Source organism: Lysinibacillus sp. RU7 (genome assembly GCF_057837305.1).
In genome coordinates this window covers 14,760-31,556 of the sequence record NZ_JBYQFK010000027.1, presented here as the reverse complement: position 1 = coordinate 31,556, position 16,797 = coordinate 14,760, and the positions used below count along the sequence as shown (strand labels likewise).

The window sequence follows — 16,797 nt, the reverse complement described above, 5'->3', positions numbered from 1 at the left end:
GGTGGGGAGGAGGTGAAATACTAATGAAAGGCTTACTAAGCTATCAATTTAGCAGTTACATAAGATCCCATAAATATATTCCTCCATTATCCATTTTTATTATATGGTTAATCGTGAATTATACTTATATACCGAATCCGATATTAGATAGTTACTCGTTTACTTCTCTTTTGCTCTTTTTTATGACGGGATGGTTTACAGTCACCTTATTTCATGTGGAGGAAAGGGGACAAAAGCAAATCACGTTATTGCATGCTCGAAGCTTAGGGAAATATTATTTATCACTTTTTATAATTGCTACGTGCATTGCCTTTTGTTTAAGTGTAGTGGCGGTAGCCTATCCAATTGTTTTTGGCGCATTTGGCGTGGAAGCTCGTCCAGTACATATAATGATGGGCTTGTTATCACATTTTAGTCTCTCATTTTTAGCTGTTACATTGTCTGCTCTTTTCACGAGAGAAATTGTTAAAAGTAGTATCAATACGTGGTGGGGTGTGCTGAGTATACTAATTTTGTCTTTAGTAATGGCGACATTGAAGAATACAGCCATCTTACAAAAAGGGCTTATCTGGTTTATGCCGCCTGTTCATCTTCCGTTAGAAATGATGACCTCAGGCGATCATATTCAAACTATACCTGGCTTATTTTATTGGCAATTTGGTTGGATTTTCATCTATGGCAGTCTATTTATAGGGGTTTTTCTGTTTATTATTCAGCGTAAGCGCACCTTTTAGTAAGTTTGAATATTTTATCATCATTTAAACATAGGATATGAGGTAAATTTTACTTATTTGTTACTTAATTCAGTTTTCATTACTTGTCCATTTTGATAGTGGTATATTTTATTTGTATCCATTCTTTCAACATACCATGCATCATATCCAGAAAAAAGGGTTGGTTTAATAATTGTCAATTGTTCGATATGTACACTGCTTTCTTCCTTTTTGATAAAAGCAATGACTTCACTTAAAATAAGTTGTTCTTTTTCATTTACTTTTTTACTATAAACAAACGTAGCACCTATAGCGATTGGTAAAATAATTATACAAATTACAATCATCATTATCATTCTATTCACGCTCCAACACCTCCCTTTTTTAATACGAAATCCAATGTTAATAGTTCCTAACATGAGGTAATGAAGACAATAAATAAAGGCAAGGGGAAGTGCATAGCCCCTTGCCTTTCATATGAAAATAATTAAACGAAACTACTGAATAGCCCAACAAAAATAATCGCAATTATAGTAAATATGATTGTTAAGAAAATAATTAGTAAAATCGTAGGGACGATTATTGTGACAATGGCACGCATAATCGAGAATTGATGCGCTTCTGCAATCGCTCCTACAGAAATGACGATCCCCCAAACCATTGTGACAATCGTAATGATAGACATTATGATAGCAAAGGCATCGGTTACATCTGGAAAGAAGAAGCTTTCAGGAGCGACAAACATCCATAGTATATACAATGGACCCGTAATAATTGTTGGGATATAGGATAGGGAAGAAGCTTTAAACACATCCCAAAAAGCACCTGTCCCCTTGAGTAGTTTCCCCATTAAATAAATAACACCCGCGTAAATAAACATAATCACAATGCCAAGTAGTGGAGCTAAAAAGATACTGATTAAAAAGATCCATACATATGAAAAGTCAGGGTATACCTCGGAGTCTTGAAAGACTGAAAACCCAGTAGCGATAAACCCTACTAAGCCAAGCACGATAGCAAACCAAATCGGTTTATGATCAATGACATAACGAGCGGTTTGTTTAGGATGTAACCATACGGAAATAAAAGGATTCAAACGAAGCACCTCCAAAGTTGTAATCCATATTAGTATACTAAAAATAACAGAATTTGTCAGTATCAACTTCTTTTAGCGTGTGTTCAAACACCCGCTAAAAGAAGTTAACCCTCCGGCGGATGTCATGGATTCGGAATGGAGTTCTTTGTGCAAGCACAAAGCCGAACCGAGACGCAATTACGCCAAGGCGTAATTGATTGTGACATTCATTTAATGAATAAAAACACTGTTTCTCATTATATGTTAGATTGTTTACGATGTACATATTCTTCATAGTTTGTTGCGGCTTTTAATGCTTTTTCCTCGGTAGGAATGCGAACGGATAGCATGATGCCGTTTAAAATGGTAAAGCAAACGGCGGTAACATACGCCTCGAACATAAACGGTAGAAGGGCAATTTCAAGAGAAACGACTAAATAATTAGGGTGTCTCATATAGACATAAGGCCCTTTTGCCACAACATTGGCGCCAGGTAAAATGATAATTCGCGTATTCCAAAATTCCCCTAAAGAAGTTAAACACCAAACACGTAACGCTTGTGTACAGAGAAAAAGTACAAGTAACCACCAAAACATAGGAGATGGTGTTAAGTTAAAATATAATACTTCTACTAGTAAACTAACAAAAAAGCTGACGTGTAATAAAATCATAAATGGATAGTGGGAGGCCCCTGCTTCATAAGCGCCTTTTGCAAGCATGCGCTTTTCATTGCGTTTGGCAATGACCAGCTCGAGTAATCGTTGAATAATAACAATGGAGAATAGGACAAAAAAGATCACTTTACTCCCTCCATTCCAATAATACGGCTTCCCCACTAAAGCCAGGACCAAGTGCCACTAATAAGCCGTACGTATTGGACACATGTTTTTTTAGTAAATATTGCTCTAACACATAAAGGACGGTCGGGGAGGACATATTGCCATGCTGTTTCAAAATATTGCGAGAGATAGCGGTATGGTGCTCAGTAAGTTGTAGTGCATCCTCATAAGCTTGTAATACTTTTTTTCCTCCAGGGTGAGCGACAAATTGCTCTATTTGTTCTGGTCTAAGTCCGTGTTCCTCCAAAAATTCATGAATGAATGGACCAAGCCATGTAGAAATAATAGAAGGAATACTTTTAGAAAATATAACGTAAAAGCCGCTGTTTTTTACATTCCATCCCATCACATCTTCAGATTGAGGCCTCCATTTGGAAGCTGACCCAAGAATATGCGGCATGCGTTTATTTTGCGGCAGCGCTACGTCGTCACCGCAAACAAGTGCACAGGCAGCACCATCTGCAAATAGCGCTGTGCCGATGAGGTTATTTTTAGAGTAATCGTTTTTCTGGAATGTGAGGCTACATAGCTCGATACAGACGACGAGCACTTTTGCTGTCGGATGGGCCTTACAATAATCATAAGCGCGGCTAATGCCAGCAGCGCCTCCTGCACAGCCAAGCCCCCAAATCGGTATCCGCACGACTCGATCAGAAAAGGGTAGGATATTCATGACACGCGCATCGATACTAGGTGTAGAGATGCCTGTACTACTTACAAAAATAAGAGCATCGATGTCTTCAGTCGAAATTGGTTGATCGAGGAAAGCACTATTGGCTAAACATCGCTCGATGACCTCTACACTATAGTTCACAGCTAAATCAATATAAAGACGATTGCGTTCTTCAAATGAATGTTCATGACGATACCACTCAGCAGGTACACATAAATTGCGTGTGTCTATTTCAGCATTATCAAATACTGTTAGTAAACGTTCAAGTTTAGGAATCTTATCCTGGAATAGTTCTTTCGTTAATTCCTCAATGTTCGATTGTTGCAATGTATAAGGTGGTGTATATGTACTAACCGAAGCAATTTTAGGCATAAGCACATCTCCTTCTTAAATAAGTGTTCTTTTCAATGTATTGAAGGAGAGGGGGAAATATACAAATAAGTTGTGTAGAAGCTTTTCTTAAGTAAAATAAGCTATCTCACGATTACGTTTGATAGCTCATTTGAAAGACTAATTTAAGTAACGACCTTGCTTAGGGATAGCGAGTTGGTCAAAGTTTGTAGCGAGTCGTGTTAAGCTTTGTGCGAGTTCTTCACCAGACATAGGGATGCCGTGACCTGTAATGACAACAGCAGGTTTCAGTGCCTCTAATTTTTTTACTGATTCCCACGCTTTGTCCCAATCTGTTGTCAAATATTTTGGTGGACCACTCAACTCTTTTTCTTGCATGAGAACTCGATAAAGGGATTCCTGCTTGACCGTCACAAATGCATCACCAACAATTAACGACCGATCTAATTCTCTAAAGAACGATACATGTCCTGGAGAATGTCCTGGTGTATGAAGCCATTGCCAATCTTTTAGGTTCGGAACAGAGCCATCTTCCGGCAAAGGTTGCACATAGTTACCGAGTGAGATTGCATCATTTGGGAATATCGGAGACATCCTAGCAACAAGTCCACCACCTACAGTAGGATCTGGATTAGCATAATTCATCTGTCCTGTTAAGTATGGAATTTCATTTTTATGTGCATAGACAGGTACATTCCAATGATTGATTAATTCAATAATAGCGCCGATATGGTCAAAGTGTCCATGCGTTAAGAGAATAGCATCAGGTTTAGTGTTTGGACCAAATCGATTCTCGGCTTCTTGAATAATGGCATTAGCCGATTTTGGCATGCCTGCGTCTATCAATGTCCAACCAGTATTGTTAGAAGGATCGCCGATGAAGCAAATATTTACAACCTGAATGGTATAACAATAAATATCAGGAACGACAACTTGTCCTACCATACTTAATATGGATGTCATAGGGATAAACTTATAATCTTCACCATAATTCATTTGCTCATTCATCTAAAAACCTCCATTTTTACGATACGAAATAGTGTTCCAATAACTAATCTTGTTATACACAGAAAAATCATTGTGGATAGTGCGTTATTTTAGTATGTCATTGGTCAAAATAAACATGTATATGAAATATGGAGGGAAATAACATGAAGGCAGTAACTTATCAAGGTATGAAAGATGTACAAGTAAAAGAAGTGCCAGACGCTAAATTAGAAAAGCGCGATGATATACTTGTTCGCATAACGACTACGGCTATTTGTGGCTCAGATTTACCATGGCGTATACCGCTAACACAGGCAAGTGAGGCATACCGAATGTTTCATGATCATGAAGAGGAAAGTATTAAATTTGTACTAAAACCATGAAAGGTTGGTAATAATGTAAATAAATCCGAACAAAAGTAGCTTGTTGATGAGTACGTCACAAGCTATTTTTTATTTTTGAGAAGGTCTCTCAGACATTAAACAGTTCACTTAATGGAGGGAGTGTCATCAATACTTCAAATGCCTGAGAGTGATGTGATGCTTTAATGAAAAGAGAGAGTCATCCATTTTACCAAAGGAATGCTGATGCTAAGACAATACCCGTAACGGTGCCGAGTGCAACACCATAAACAAATGCTCTACCACGACCGTAGTAAGGACCCCAGAAGCCGAAGCCAAATCCACCAAAGCCGCTATCGGGTTGAATCCAAACCATTCTTCGATTTACACGCGTAATCATACCAACATGAACTTGCCCTTGATTGTCTGTAATGCGTACTCTTTTTCCTTGGTATTTACAGCATAAATCGTACATATTAGATTGCCCCATTTTCTAACCTCCTTTTCCTATAGCTATCTTCTAATATATGTGATGGGAATTAATAGACACGTGCTATTCGTCCAGCACATATAATAAGGAAAAAAGGGTGAGAAGATGCCGGTTATTCCTACACAGAAGTTACTATATAAAATAAGTGAATTGTGTAAGCAACAACCTAAAAATCAACTAGCTGAAGTACAGCGTAAAATAATTGTTACCCCCCTCTTAAAGCTATTTCCGCAAGTACCACAAGAAGTTCTCTACTACGAGTTGTTAAATAGTGGCCTATTTAAACCGCACGAATGGATGGCTTTAGATGATACAGTAAAGCAGCTAGAAGAAAGAGATGTGTGGGGCATTGTAAAAAAAGAATATAGAAGGCTAAAGCCTCTGTGGCAGGGGCCAAAGGTAAGAATTTATATATATCCATTAACAAACAATAGACCAACATTCGATGGCATGACAGCCAATAAAAACGGTGTTGCTTTTAATAAAGCCTTATTTTTATTTGTTACAACAGATTTAGCTGAAGCCGAATTAACCACTTTATTTGTCCATGAGTACCACCATATTTGCCGATTGTTTTATTTAAACAAAACGCCGCAAGAAATGTTGCTAAAGGACTCCGTTGTGCTAGAGGGGATGGCAGAATGGGCAGTAGAAGAGCTATACGGTGAAAAATCGTTATCTCCATGGGCAAAGCGCTATTCCTATGAAGAAGCTCTAATGATTTGGAAACAATCATTTGTACCAGCATTAAATGTCAAAGGAGTAGGGAATCATCACGCCTACTTATATGGTGATCGAAAGAAACAACTACCCAAATGGATTGGCTACTGTATTGGCTACCACATCGTACAATCATATTTGAAAAATAAAGGCCCAGTAGAGCAATCCACTTTATGCAAAATACCTACTGATGATCTATTAGCAGGTTCTGATTTTTCTACTGATTAAGTGAGAATAGGACAGTCTAGTATCAGTTTTGTACGATCATTTTATGTGGTTATAGAAAAAAACGGAATTATAAAGTTATTAATCAAAAGGAGAGGAAAGCATGGAGGTTGCAATAGTAGTCCTTCAATTGCTGCTTGTAATCGTTTTTAGTATGACCAGTATTAGAAAAATAGCAGGCATAGAGATGTATCAAAGAGCTTTTTCAAAACATGAGCACCGTATTGCAGTAGGTTTTATAGAAATGGTTGCAGTGATTTGTTTACTACTAGGGTTTTATTATGAAACACTGGTAATGTACGGCGCACTCATGTTAGTAGTGCTTGCGATTGGTCGTGTACGGACACATGTACGTGTGACACAGACATTTAGAGAATTACTACCTACTATTTTAGGGGGCGTTTTCGCTTTAGTTTTATTATTCCTAGTTGTCTAGTAATAAACTTATATCTTATTAAAAAGAGCCTTCCTTTTAGCTAATTGGCTATAAGGAAGGATTTTTTCATAAGTAAGATGATAGACAAAGGAACCTTTTCTTCATTTTACAAGTCCTATAAGGAAAAATAAGGGGATAATGGCAGCGAATATGTCAGAAGTTATAGTGATATTACTCATATATAGTGGATTGTTCATCTATTTTTTAATCCCATTTGATGTGAAAACTAAAAAGAAATCGCGTTTATTTCCCGCGAAATCTTTTTTAGTACTTGGGCTGTATATGCTGATGGTAAGTACAATTTGGGGCATGTATAAAGCAGAAGAATGGCAAATGAATGAACATAGTGGTTACCCACCAATATACTTAATGAATGAGGCGTTACTTTTAATTGTGGGTGTAAGTATTTATAGTATCCTTCTGTTTGTCATCATGACAGTATTCAGAATGAAAAAACGTAAAGGATGAGAGGTCTAAATCGTTCATTTTTCAAAGTGAAATTTCAGTTTGTACGTTTTATGTATTTCAACAGGAAAGCATGTAGACAGTGGATTGTTCACATAAAAACAAGAAGCGTATTCGATTCAATGTCAAATACGCCTCTTCATTTGATGAAAAACAATAATGAAATAGAACATTTCGTACGTATTTTAAAGCATTTTGAGTAGTGCATCTTTTCCAATCATCCCCGGATAAATGCCGATTGCTTCTGCTTCAATCGTAACGGACTCAAGTGGAGCCTCTAATAATTCCTCGATTGTTTTTACACCGACAGCACGACCTGCAAGGATTTTCCGATCTGCTAAGCGGCTATTTAAAAGCCCTACATCTAAAGCGCCACACATAATATAACCGTTATCATTTGAAACGGTTAGCAACGTTGTTTTTGGTAAACGGACTGTAACAGCCATAAACGGCTGCCCTTGAATTTCGAGATGTTCAATCGAAACCACTGTCATCATTCCTTTCGCTCTATACATATGGCAAAAGGTAAAAAGATGTTCATTGTTGTTAAAGTATGTTGCTGGTTTAATGTAAGGGGGGATTTTATTGCACATTTTTTGAGAAATAATTGTTACGTTGTTAACACTATAGGGACTATATAGTATTTATAATTCTTTTGCCTATGAGGAAAAAACTAAGAGTAGTTTTTCAATTCCACGACCTATTGAAAGTGATTTAGCATTATGGTCGTGTGAATATCGTTTTTCATTAAGAAAATGATATAGAACGTAAGGTATGTTAGAGATGCACTCGTAATGAGCAAAATTGCATCCTAACAATACCAGTTAAATAGTGGAAGGTGTGTATCATAGCCTCCGCGCTTTGCCACAGCCTACACAGGAGCTAAAACAGGCGCGGCCTGTTTGGATCTCCTGTTACGGCTCCTGTGGCGATGGCGCGCTACGGCAAAAGTAAATACTTCTCAATATGCTAGAAAAATATTTCTCTTTTTTAAAAGAAATCATTTTCTTTCTATTTACACATATCGTTGCCTAGTAGCCCCTGTCATCTCTGAGGATACATAAAGAAATGTTCGATTGAATTGGATAGGCAAAAACAGAGATACATGTTCTAAAAGCTATAAGTTTTTAATTACCCATCAAATAACGGAATTTTCGAAATATTTCCCCGGAAATGAACGATTTCATTTTCAATATGTAAAAAGTCGGGAATATTCGACGTTGCATAAAGCGAACGTATTTTTAAATAAGTAACTATATTTGTTAGTATGATATGACATTACAGTTTACAGCCACATGCCTACGTATAGAAATAATTAGTTCATCAGCAGGCGTGAAATAAAGTTTTTTATGAGCTAACATGTATGAAAATTAGTATATAAAGCTGAATAACTAGTGAATTGGCTGTATTCCATATTTTGTACGGTAAAAAGTATGTTAAACTTTCAATTGTGTTGATTAACGAATGAAGCTGCGACTGATTTTGTGCAGCAGGACAAATTACATTATGTAAGTAGAGGCTAGAGAAGCTAGTAACGGTTAGCATAAATATAATTCAATACATAGTAAAACAATTTTTTGATACAAAATGAATAATCAACAAGTGCGTTTAAATTCAGTATAAAAAATGGAATGGGTAGGGCTAATATGAATCAAAAGGTACTAATTGTAGAAGATGATCGGTTATTCGCTACGATACTGAAAGATGCAGTGGAACAAGCTGGTTATGAAGTGACAGTAGCGTATTCAGCAGAAGAAGCGATTGAAAAATTTAAAGCAAATTATCCATGTATGATTTTATTAGATTTAATATTACCGGGTATGAGCGGGGAAGCATTTTGTCAGTGGGTGCGTGAGCAAAATACGCAAGACGTTTCGATTATTATGATTAGCAGCAAGTTGCTCGTAGAAGATAAAATCAATGGGTTGAAAATAGGAGCGGATGCTTATTTAACAAAACCGATTGATATCAATGAATTGCTTGCTCATATGGAAGCGGTCATTCGACGGACAGGGCTTTTTTGTCAAAAACTAATTTGGGATGGATTGTGTATTAAACCTAGAAAAGGAGAAGTGCTTTTATACGGGAAACCAGTCAAATTAACGAAGCATGAGTTTTTATTGCTCTATTACTTTATGGACCATCCGAATGTAATATTGTCTCGTGAGGATTTAGTAAGGCATTTATATCCAAATATCGAGCGGGAAATTTTAGATCGAACAATCGATGCCCATATCAAAAAATTACGTGAAAAGATTGAAGAAAATCGACATAACCCGAAGCGAATTGTTACTGTGCGGGGACTGGGCTATAAATTTGTTACGCCTTTATAACGTTATATAGCTATAAAATTAAGTATAAGAAAAGAGCTAACACATAAAAATTTGTGTTAGCTCAAGGTGATTATTGGAAATCAGCTAGTACTTCATTCCAATTAATTGTCCCGTTTTGTGCCTGTTCACGGCGTTCTTTCGTCATAATATCAGAAGGTTTACCGCCATTTGGCCAGTCTTTGTCATGATTTTTCCATTCAGGACGGTCTTGTGATAAAATATAAGCAGCTAAATCCGATGCTTCTTGATCTGTTAATGTCATTTCTTGACCAACAGGCATGTATGCTTGAATATAGCCAACCATTTTTGATAGGCGTGCCATACCTGCTCCGTCGTTAAAGGAGTTTTCTCCCCATAATGCTGGACCCGTGTTTGCGCCTGTACCAGAGCCGTCAACGGCGTGGCAGGCAATACAGGATTTGGCAGTAAATAATTTTTCGCCATTAGCTACATCAGGAATAGGGACAGCTTTCATATCTGCTGATTTTGCCCATGGGCGTTCTTCGCCAATTGTTACGCCTTCAGAAATATATTTGAAGTATGCGACCATTGCTTCCAATTCATCGCTATTGACTTCAAATTTTGTACCATTCATACTACGGACCATACATCCGTTAATACGCTCTTCAATTGTTACGATATCTCCTGAACGTGCGATATATTTTGGATAGTCTGCCATGACACCAACAAGAGAAGCGTTTGAATCTCTTAAACCAGCACCAGCGTGACAGCTTGTACAAGAAAGTTGATTGCCGACGTTCTCCTCTGCATAGACATGCGTTTCATTCACTAAATTGTAGCCATACATAATGGCTTCTTTCATTTTGCTATCAGGTACATCTTCCATACTAATTTGAGGGAATACCTGACTATTAGCTGAAGCAACTTGAGGAGGACTTGTTGTTTCCGTTTTCACCTGTGTTGTGTCTTCAAGCACCGGCTCAGTAACACTGATTACACTTTTGTTAATGCTAATACCAATTAAAATAGCGATACAAATACCTATAATAGAAGAAATGAATGCTAGTGGTTTCATAATTTTCCCACTCCTTTCTTTAGCTATATCTTAATATAATAAATCAGCGTTTAGTTTGCTTGCGCATGGAATACACAATATAGTCATATCTAAAGTGTAAGTATATGAATATATTAGAAAAGTAGTGAAATTTTCATCATACATTCATATTCATTTAATATAATTAAATGTACGTGTTGTTTTTTACAAAGACTCTATTATTCAATTGAATTCAATTTTGTCGATATAGTAGCTAAATTTATATCTATAGCTCAGTGCATACCGTGGAGCGTTACGGTTACTTCAACAGATTTCACTGTTACCTTGTATGATTATCCTCCAACTAATAAACGTAATCCAATCCAGTCTGTGTCATTTATAATGAACACTCTATAATCACAAGTGTGTATGCAGAATGGCATTGGATTTCCCTAATATATAGCTTTTGCACAAGTTCATTCCCCTACTTTAATAAAGAATTGTATTTATATCATTAGTTGAATATCTTTACAGAAGGTATTGAAGAGTAATACTATTGTACTAATGTTTGTATTATAATAGTTTTATTAAATACTAGAAATACTCAACTAATATGTATAAGATTATCCGACGCTATTTTTAGTATAAAAATACATAAATCATCATCAAGTACAATAGTTTTATTTTTATTTTATGTTTGAATAATACGTACCAGTAAGTAATGCATTAAGATATACAAGATCAAATACATATTTCGGTTAGTAGTTGGTATTTCCAATGTAAAAAAACAGAATAAAACGTTTTGATGTAACATGTAGTTGACCTTAACGTTGAACTACTCTCATTTATTGGGCTAAACCCTTCTCGTTCCTTGAAGTGGGCGTCTTTTGTCGGGTAACGATACAGAAACAATGTGAAAATCATCACATTGTATGGTAATTTATCTGCATGAAAGCAAAGCGATAGTAGCAAAGTCTTTGTGATTAACAATTGTGTTGACCTGATGGGGCTTGTTAGTTTGCTCACACATAGGGCCCAATCTATGCCCTTATACATAAATTTTACTAAAGTTCATTCATGAATTTTGGTAAAGAACGATAGATACATTTATAGAAGGAGAGATGAATAATGAAATTCTTTAAATTTGACATGGATTTAGGTATGCACGTAACACACTTTGACTCTAATTTTTTTATTACCCCATTTGCGCAACTTGAAGCAGAAGCGAAAATATCATTATTTACATTAAGGGAAAACGGTGTTATTGGTTTTCATAAAGCAGTAGTTCCACAGTTGTTAGTCGTTTTAGCCGGTGAAGGATATGTCCGCAACGATATAGATGACTTTGTACAACTGTCTAAAGGAGAAGCGGTTTTATGGGAAGCAGGAGAATGGCATGAAACAAAATCTGATAATGGGTTAATAGCACTTGTAATTGAAAGTATAGATTTAAACAACAATCAAATTCTTTTAGAAATTAAGTATGGACTTCAGCATTAAAATAAGTAAAAACTCACCTACAAACTTGTTGATGGCAACTAAATACAAGTAATGTTGTGGTGGGTTTTTATTTGTTATTATGCATAGTTTACTATGATTCAATGTCCATACATATTAAAAACTTTTTATAGTGCCTCGATTTGTTTTTATAATAGTTAGTGCTAAAATGGCTGCTTTATGAGGGAAAATCCACCTTCCCGTATAGAGGGCAGCTATGTTAATAGAGTAATTAATACATAACCTTGACATTAGGGTTTACTCCAATGATAGTCTGAACTTAGGAGGAATCTATATGTATATAAAACAATTTGCTTCAAAGTACGATTTATCAAATGATACGATTCGATTTTATGAAAAAGAAGGTTTATTACACCCGCAACGATTAGAAAATGGCTATCGATTTTATGATGCACAATGCGAAAAAACAATCAAATTTATTTTAGTGTTAAAGCAACTAGGATTTTCACTCCAAGAAATTGGATCATTACTAGCTCTAGACAAGCAGCCGTTAAGTGAGGCGTGTAACAATTCTACCGTGTCATTATTTGAAAGTAAAATGACTTTTGTTGAAAAGCAAATTGAATTTTACACCGCGGCGTTACAAGTATTAAAAATGGCGGCAAATGTTATAGGAAAAGGCAATTACGAAGCGAACAAGAATCAAATAGAAGAAATAGTAGAGGGAATGTACAAAAAACTAACAAAGCAAATGGATTAAAGTCTATTTGTAAAATGAAATTAAGTCCGAATACTTAATAAAGTTCATGGTTTGGATGGGGGATTAAATAAATGATATTAAACTTACTGCTACGTTTTCTTCTAGAGATAGCTACTTTAGCTATTATTTGCTACTGGGGTTTACAGCAGGGAAATAGTTATTTAACAAAAATCTTATTTTGTGTAGGACTCCTGGTTGTCACCATAAGTATTTGGGCTACATTTGGTGCGCCTAAAGCTCCTTTAGCGCTTAAGGGGATGAGTTGACTAACGTTGGAGTTTTTCATATTTGGCATAGCAGCTGTTATATTATGGACCACATTAAAACCAACAATGGCTATTGTGTTTGTGATATTCGTTAGTATAAATCGTTTCTTAATATACTTTTTTAATTAGTTTTACTGAACGATCATTGTTGTAATAAGTAAAGCAAAAAGCAGCTAATTCTCATGGATGAATTAGCTGCTTTTAATTAGGGGGATATAAATGTAGCGTTGCCGTTTCGCGTTAGTAATAATCATTTTGATTATTAGGAATACTTGGTATGCTTACCATCCATCCTATAGAGTTAAGACTCAAAAACGGTCAATAATGGAAACTTACATAATAATTGAACGTCCACTGTGAAAAGGAAGAACTTTCAAAAAGAAAGGAGCAATGAAAATGTGGGGAATTAGTATAAACATTTTGAAAGCCGGGATTTATCTGTTTAGTAGTATCATTTTCCTACTCTGTATAGGCTGGCTACCGCAAATGGCTTCCATTTCAGCGAACATGTATCCGGAGTATGCCCATTTAAAGTACCCTGTGTTACTTGGTATGTATGCAACGACTATCCCATTTTACTTTGCGCTTTATCAAGCATTAGCATTTATAAAAACGATAGAAACTAAAAAAGCAGCTGTAGCAGTAAAATTATTAAGCATGATAAAAGCTTGTGCAATTACAATCATTATTTTGTATAGTATCGGTTTTGCTTTTTTGACAAGTCAACATGCAATGCATCCTGGAATTGCTTTATTAGGTTTATTAATTATGCTAATAACTTTTGCCGTTGCGCGAATTTCAGCTATGCTTCAAAAGCAGTGCTCTATTTAGGGTAGCTTTTAATATTTGAATATATTGTATTTTTTGTTAATCGCTTAGAACTTCTTCAAATAGCATCTGCGTATGTTTTATGCCAAACAGGAAAAACTATCGATGCTACCGTGAATAAAAGGGAACTATTCAAAGGAGGCGGAGAAGATGAAAAAATTACTGACAACATATATTGCAGCGGGAGCATTAGCAGTGAGCATTACGGCGAGTGCAGTGACGCCGGCCATACAGGCAAACGACTATTTCGTGCATGGTCACGAAATGCACAAGCTTGATGCAGAAACGAGAGAAAAAGTTGATGACATCCTCATCAACTTAAAAAAGGAATTAGTGACGCTTGGTGTAACATTCCCAGACCCTGAGGAAATGCACGATAAGTTTGAGGCGTTAGATGAAGAGACAAAGGCAAAAATAAAAGAAATTAAACAACAAATGAAAGATGGTCAATTAACAAAAGAGCAAGCCGCTGAAAAATGCAAAGAATTAGGTGTGGTATTGCCAAACCATCAAGATAAAATGTTTGAAGAATTAGATGCGGCGAAACGGAAACAAGCAGAGGCGCTTGTTGCAGAGGCAACAACTGAATTAGAAAAACTCGGTGTGAAATTCCACTTTAGCATGCTAATCCATGCAGATGATTAAAGTAAATCGAAAAGCTCCACTAGTATAAAAAGCTAGGGGAGCTTATTTTGGTCCAGATACGCCTTTCTAATCATTCACTTCATCCAATAGATTTGTAATGGTACTATTATTTTCACTATAAAACTTTTCACCTACATAATTATCAACAATGGTTTCTTCTAGTGTAATGCTAGAATGATTCACAGCTTGCACGTTAAATTGAAACTTGTCGTTACGAATAATGCAGTTTGAAGCATGGAGAGTCGACTTATTTTGGACATAAATATCTGATTCTTCGCCTTCCGTTATTTGTGCCGATTTCAGTTCTACATTAGATTCTAGGTCAATCCAGATTTGCGGGAAAGCATGTTTTGAGATAAAGGTGTCTTGTATAAATGCCTCGCTATTATTTTCAACGATAAGACCATTTCGTTCGCCCTCTAGTAATTCTGTATCTTTCATAATAAGGGAGCTATCATTTAAGACAATTTGTGGCATAGCATGTTTTAAAATTTGACAATTGAGAATGAGCAAGGAAGAATCGCGATAGGCTTTTAATCCATTTGTCTTCCCACCAGAAATGATACAATTATCGAATTTTGCCTTCGTTTGATCGCTAATTTCTACTTGAACGCCGTCACCATCATAAATTTTACAGTCTATGACGGTCAGTTGAGATTGATCCAGTACGTATAAGCCTTTTCCATCATATAATTCACTTTGATGTAGTTGAATATTCACTTCACTTTTTCCAGCAATATGGGGCATTTCATTGCCATAAAAGCAACTGTTTTCAATCGTGACAGTAGCTTTGGTGACAGCTAAAATACCATTCCCTTCGTTGTCTGTAATTTCGCAACCAATGATCATTAATTCACCATCTATTACCGTAATGGCCGTGTTTTCGTGATGCTTTAACGTGCTTTCCACAATGGTGCAATTGCCTTGCTTTTCGATTAAAATGCCCACTTGTTTTCCTTCCTTGAAGGTACAATTTTTTAATGACGTAATCGATTGTTCTGTGACAAATAACTGAGACAAGACGTGTGCGGAAAAGGTTGTATCGTTAAAATTCGCAATGGATTTCTCACGGACTTGAACACCGACGCCGTCACAGCTATATAACTGTGAGCTATTAATATTTAATCTAGATTCTAAAGTCGTTTGGATATTCGCTATACGATGATTGGCGATTGTGCATTGTTCGATTTCTGCTGTTGCATATTCGCGTAGCATAATACCAGATTCGTTCCCATGTTTGACTGTACTGTTGGATAGGGAGAGATTGCTTTCTTGCATCCAAATTTGTGGAAGCTTGTGATGCTGGATAGTCGTGCTGCTTAGCTCGACATTCGCATGTTTAGAAGCGTAAATACCGTTTCCTTCTCCGTGTTCGATTGTACTGGTAGCATCAATCCATGTAGAGTTCTCTTGAACGATCATTTGGGTACCACTATGATGGTGAATATAATTGTTATGACTATGAACGGTTGCATTCTTCTTTAGCCAAATACCGTGTGTAGCTTGTGTAAGTTCACAGTTGTCAATCAATAGATGAGAAGATTCGAGTAATATTTGAGATTTCCCGTTACTTTCAAGTAGACAATTTTTAATTGTTGCAGAGCTTTCATTAAAAATTGCGATCCCTACATCTGTCGCATTCATCAATGTACAATCTTCCAGTTCAGCTTTACCTTTATTTAACGAGAGAATGGCACTCGTCTTTTTTCCTTGGAAATGACAGTCTTTAAAAATCGCTTTTCCTTCAATATATATTTGAGCAGTCGGAATAAACGTAATTTGCTCAAATGTCACCGTTACATTTTTCGGAATAATGAGTAACCCTTCGATAATGGTCTCTTCGCCATTTCGTCCTACAACGGACACTGTTTTTTCAAACTGAATCGACTCTTTATATAAGCCAGATGCTAATTGAATCTCATCATCTAACTTTGCTTTCGCTAATGCGCGTTCAATAGTTCTAATGGCAGAAAAAATTGAGGTCGACACTTTAATGATTGCCATAAAAACCCTCCTAACTAATAATCACAGTGACATTACATAATAAAAAATAGTTACAAGATGTAGCTATATAAAAACGTGCTGATGGATTATGCATATTTAAAGTAAGATGAATTCATTACTTGCAACGCCGCATGCGCCATTCTGAGGCAGTTTATGCGGCTAGGGCAAATGTTATTTTGAAAGTTTAATGCAAT

The 16,797-nt window shown here is 36.2% G+C and carries 19 protein-coding genes and 1 pseudogene; 11 read left to right on the top strand and 9 right to left on the bottom strand.

Annotated elements, in window-relative coordinates; translation table 11 throughout:
• Positions 1-23 precede the first annotated feature (23 nt).
• Entirely contained in the window at positions 24-734 is a 711-nt protein-coding gene (locus tag AC3II9_RS17280) for an ABC transporter permease (RefSeq protein ID WP_489157435.1), read from the top strand.
• 53 nt (positions 735-787) lie between these two features.
• On the opposite strand, the gene AC3II9_RS17275 is transcribed toward AC3II9_RS17280, so the two are convergent.
• The 5 genes from AC3II9_RS17275 to AC3II9_RS17255 form a co-directional block, all read right to left on the bottom strand.
• Positions 788-1,078 carry a hypothetical protein gene (locus AC3II9_RS17275; protein WP_489157434.1) on the bottom strand — a complete coding sequence of 97 codons (291 nt, stop codon included), beginning with the start codon at positions 1,076-1,078 and terminating at the stop codon, positions 788-790.
• A 122-nt stretch (positions 1,079-1,200) separates the two neighbouring features.
• A complete protein-coding gene (locus tag AC3II9_RS17270; protein WP_489157432.1) occupies positions 1,201-1,809 on the bottom strand; it encodes a Yip1 family protein in 609 nt (202 codons plus the stop codon).
• 236 nt (positions 1,810-2,045) lie between these two features.
• On the bottom strand, positions 2,046-2,588 hold the full coding sequence (locus AC3II9_RS17265) for an isoprenylcysteine carboxyl methyltransferase family protein (protein WP_489157430.1): 543 nt from the start codon (positions 2,586-2,588) through the stop codon (positions 2,046-2,048).
• Position 2,589: 1 nt separating this feature from the next.
• Positions 2,590-3,672: a type III polyketide synthase gene (locus tag AC3II9_RS17260; RefSeq protein ID WP_489157429.1), complete on the bottom strand. Its 1,083-nt coding sequence runs from the start codon at positions 3,670-3,672 to the stop codon at positions 2,590-2,592.
• Positions 3,673-3,810: 138 nt separating this feature from the next.
• Positions 3,811-4,659, bottom strand: a complete 849-nt coding sequence (locus AC3II9_RS17255) for an MBL fold metallo-hydrolase (RefSeq protein ID WP_489157427.1) — start codon at positions 4,657-4,659, stop codon at positions 3,811-3,813.
• A gap of 143 nt (positions 4,660-4,802) precedes the next feature.
• Between AC3II9_RS17255 and AC3II9_RS17250 the strand changes: the two are divergent.
• Positions 4,803-4,928 (top strand): annotated as a pseudogene (locus AC3II9_RS17250) (glutathione-dependent formaldehyde dehydrogenase); the annotation flags it as partial.
• Positions 4,929-5,208: 280 nt separating this feature from the next.
• Here AC3II9_RS17250 and AC3II9_RS17245 read toward each other — a convergent pair.
• Positions 5,209-5,469: a hypothetical protein gene (locus AC3II9_RS17245; protein ID WP_489157425.1), complete on the bottom strand. Its 261-nt coding sequence runs from the start codon at positions 5,467-5,469 to the stop codon at positions 5,209-5,211.
• Positions 5,470-5,574: 105 nt separating this feature from the next.
• On the opposite strand from AC3II9_RS17245, the gene AC3II9_RS17240 reads away from it, so the two are divergent.
• The 3 genes from AC3II9_RS17240 to AC3II9_RS17230 all read left to right on the top strand — a co-directional run bounded on the left by AC3II9_RS17240 (position 5,575) and on the right by AC3II9_RS17230 (position 7,318).
• Positions 5,575-6,417 carry a DUF2268 domain-containing putative Zn-dependent protease gene (locus AC3II9_RS17240; RefSeq protein WP_489157423.1) on the top strand — a complete coding sequence of 281 codons (843 nt, stop codon included), beginning with the start codon at positions 5,575-5,577 and terminating at the stop codon, positions 6,415-6,417.
• Between the two features lie 100 nt (positions 6,418-6,517).
• Entirely contained in the window at positions 6,518-6,850 is a 333-nt protein-coding gene (locus tag AC3II9_RS17235; RefSeq protein ID WP_489157422.1) for a DoxX family protein, read from the top strand.
• Positions 6,851-7,000: 150 nt separating this feature from the next.
• Positions 7,001-7,318, top strand: a complete 318-nt coding sequence (locus AC3II9_RS17230; protein ID WP_489157420.1) for a hypothetical protein — start codon at positions 7,001-7,003, stop codon at positions 7,316-7,318.
• 182 nt (positions 7,319-7,500) lie between these two features.
• On the opposite strand, the gene AC3II9_RS17225 is transcribed toward AC3II9_RS17230, so the two are convergent.
• Positions 7,501-7,812 carry a YunC family protein gene (locus AC3II9_RS17225; protein ID WP_391370574.1) on the bottom strand — a complete coding sequence of 104 codons (312 nt, stop codon included), beginning with the start codon at positions 7,810-7,812 and terminating at the stop codon, positions 7,501-7,503.
• A 1,149-nt stretch (positions 7,813-8,961) separates the two neighbouring features.
• On the opposite strand from AC3II9_RS17225, the gene AC3II9_RS17220 reads away from it, so the two are divergent.
• A complete protein-coding gene (locus tag AC3II9_RS17220) occupies positions 8,962-9,648 on the top strand; it encodes a response regulator transcription factor (protein WP_489157418.1) in 687 nt (228 codons plus the stop codon).
• Positions 9,649-9,718: 70 nt separating this feature from the next.
• Here AC3II9_RS17220 and AC3II9_RS17215 read toward each other — a convergent pair whose 3' ends face one another.
• Positions 9,719-10,684: a c-type cytochrome gene (locus tag AC3II9_RS17215; RefSeq protein ID WP_489157416.1), complete on the bottom strand. Its 966-nt coding sequence runs from the start codon at positions 10,682-10,684 to the stop codon at positions 9,719-9,721.
• A 1,086-nt stretch (positions 10,685-11,770) separates the two neighbouring features.
• Here AC3II9_RS17215 and AC3II9_RS17210 point away from each other — a divergent pair.
• The 5 genes from AC3II9_RS17210 (at position 11,771) to AC3II9_RS17190 (ending at position 14,599) form a co-directional block, all read left to right on the top strand.
• Positions 11,771-12,142, top strand: coding sequence for a cupin domain-containing protein (locus tag AC3II9_RS17210; protein WP_489157415.1), 372 nt, complete (start codon positions 11,771-11,773; stop codon positions 12,140-12,142).
• A 292-nt stretch (positions 12,143-12,434) separates the two neighbouring features.
• Positions 12,435-12,860, top strand: a complete 426-nt coding sequence (locus tag AC3II9_RS17205) for a MerR family transcriptional regulator (protein WP_489157413.1) — start codon at positions 12,435-12,437, stop codon at positions 12,858-12,860.
• 71 nt (positions 12,861-12,931) lie between these two features.
• Positions 12,932-13,126 (top strand): YrdB family protein, encoded by a 195-nt coding sequence (locus AC3II9_RS17200; protein WP_489157411.1) that lies wholly within the window; start codon positions 12,932-12,934, stop codon positions 13,124-13,126.
• A 396-nt stretch (positions 13,127-13,522) separates the two neighbouring features.
• Positions 13,523-13,957 (top strand): DUF2975 domain-containing protein, encoded by a 435-nt coding sequence (locus AC3II9_RS17195; RefSeq protein WP_489157409.1) that lies wholly within the window; start codon positions 13,523-13,525, stop codon positions 13,955-13,957.
• Positions 13,958-14,104: 147 nt separating this feature from the next.
• Positions 14,105-14,599: a hypothetical protein gene (locus AC3II9_RS17190; RefSeq protein ID WP_489157408.1), complete on the top strand. Its 495-nt coding sequence runs from the start codon at positions 14,105-14,107 to the stop codon at positions 14,597-14,599.
• 66 nt (positions 14,600-14,665) lie between these two features.
• On the opposite strand, the gene AC3II9_RS17185 is transcribed toward AC3II9_RS17190, so the two are convergent.
• The gene (locus tag AC3II9_RS17185; RefSeq protein ID WP_489157406.1) at positions 14,666-16,603 is read right to left on the bottom strand and encodes a right-handed parallel beta-helix repeat-containing protein; all 1,938 of its coding nucleotides are present in this window, start codon (positions 16,601-16,603) and stop codon (positions 14,666-14,668) included.
• Positions 16,604-16,797 lie beyond the last annotated feature (194 nt).

Bases quoted from the DNA above. Each gene is read 5' to 3' on its own strand.
- AC3II9_RS17230 (WP_489157420.1), top strand. From the start codon at position 7,001: ATGTCAGAAGTTATAGTGATATTACTCATATATAGTGGATTGTTCATC.
- AC3II9_RS17225 (WP_391370574.1), bottom strand. From the start codon at position 7,812: ATGATGACAGTGGTTTCGATTGAACATCTCGAAATTCAAGGGCAGCCG.
- AC3II9_RS17195 (WP_489157409.1), top strand. From the start codon at position 13,523: ATGTGGGGAATTAGTATAAACATTTTGAAAGCCGGGATTTATCTGTTT.
- AC3II9_RS17220 (WP_489157418.1), top strand. From the start codon at position 8,962: ATGAATCAAAAGGTACTAATTGTAGAAGATGATCGGTTATTCGCTACG.
- AC3II9_RS17190 (WP_489157408.1), top strand. From the start codon at position 14,105: ATGAAAAAATTACTGACAACATATATTGCAGCGGGAGCATTAGCAGTG.
- AC3II9_RS17210 (WP_489157415.1), top strand. From the start codon at position 11,771: ATGAAATTCTTTAAATTTGACATGGATTTAGGTATGCACGTAACACAC.
- AC3II9_RS17245 (WP_489157425.1), bottom strand. From the start codon at position 5,469: ATGGGGCAATCTAATATGTACGATTTATGCTGTAAATACCAAGGAAAA.
- AC3II9_RS17215 (WP_489157416.1), bottom strand. From the start codon at position 10,684: ATGAAACCACTAGCATTCATTTCTTCTATTATAGGTATTTGTATCGCT.
- AC3II9_RS17255 (WP_489157427.1), bottom strand. From the start codon at position 4,659: ATGAATGAGCAAATGAATTATGGTGAAGATTATAAGTTTATCCCTATG.
- AC3II9_RS17280 (WP_489157435.1), top strand. From the start codon at position 24: ATGAAAGGCTTACTAAGCTATCAATTTAGCAGTTACATAAGATCCCAT.
- AC3II9_RS17260 (WP_489157429.1), bottom strand. From the start codon at position 3,672: ATGCCTAAAATTGCTTCGGTTAGTACATATACACCACCTTATACATTG.
- AC3II9_RS17200 (WP_489157411.1), top strand. From the start codon at position 12,932: ATGATATTAAACTTACTGCTACGTTTTCTTCTAGAGATAGCTACTTTA.
- AC3II9_RS17205 (WP_489157413.1), top strand. From the start codon at position 12,435: ATGTATATAAAACAATTTGCTTCAAAGTACGATTTATCAAATGATACG.
- AC3II9_RS17240 (WP_489157423.1), top strand. From the start codon at position 5,575: ATGCCGGTTATTCCTACACAGAAGTTACTATATAAAATAAGTGAATTG.
- AC3II9_RS17185 (WP_489157406.1), bottom strand. From the start codon at position 16,603: ATGGCAATCATTAAAGTGTCGACCTCAATTTTTTCTGCCATTAGAACT.
- AC3II9_RS17235 (WP_489157422.1), top strand. From the start codon at position 6,518: ATGGAGGTTGCAATAGTAGTCCTTCAATTGCTGCTTGTAATCGTTTTT.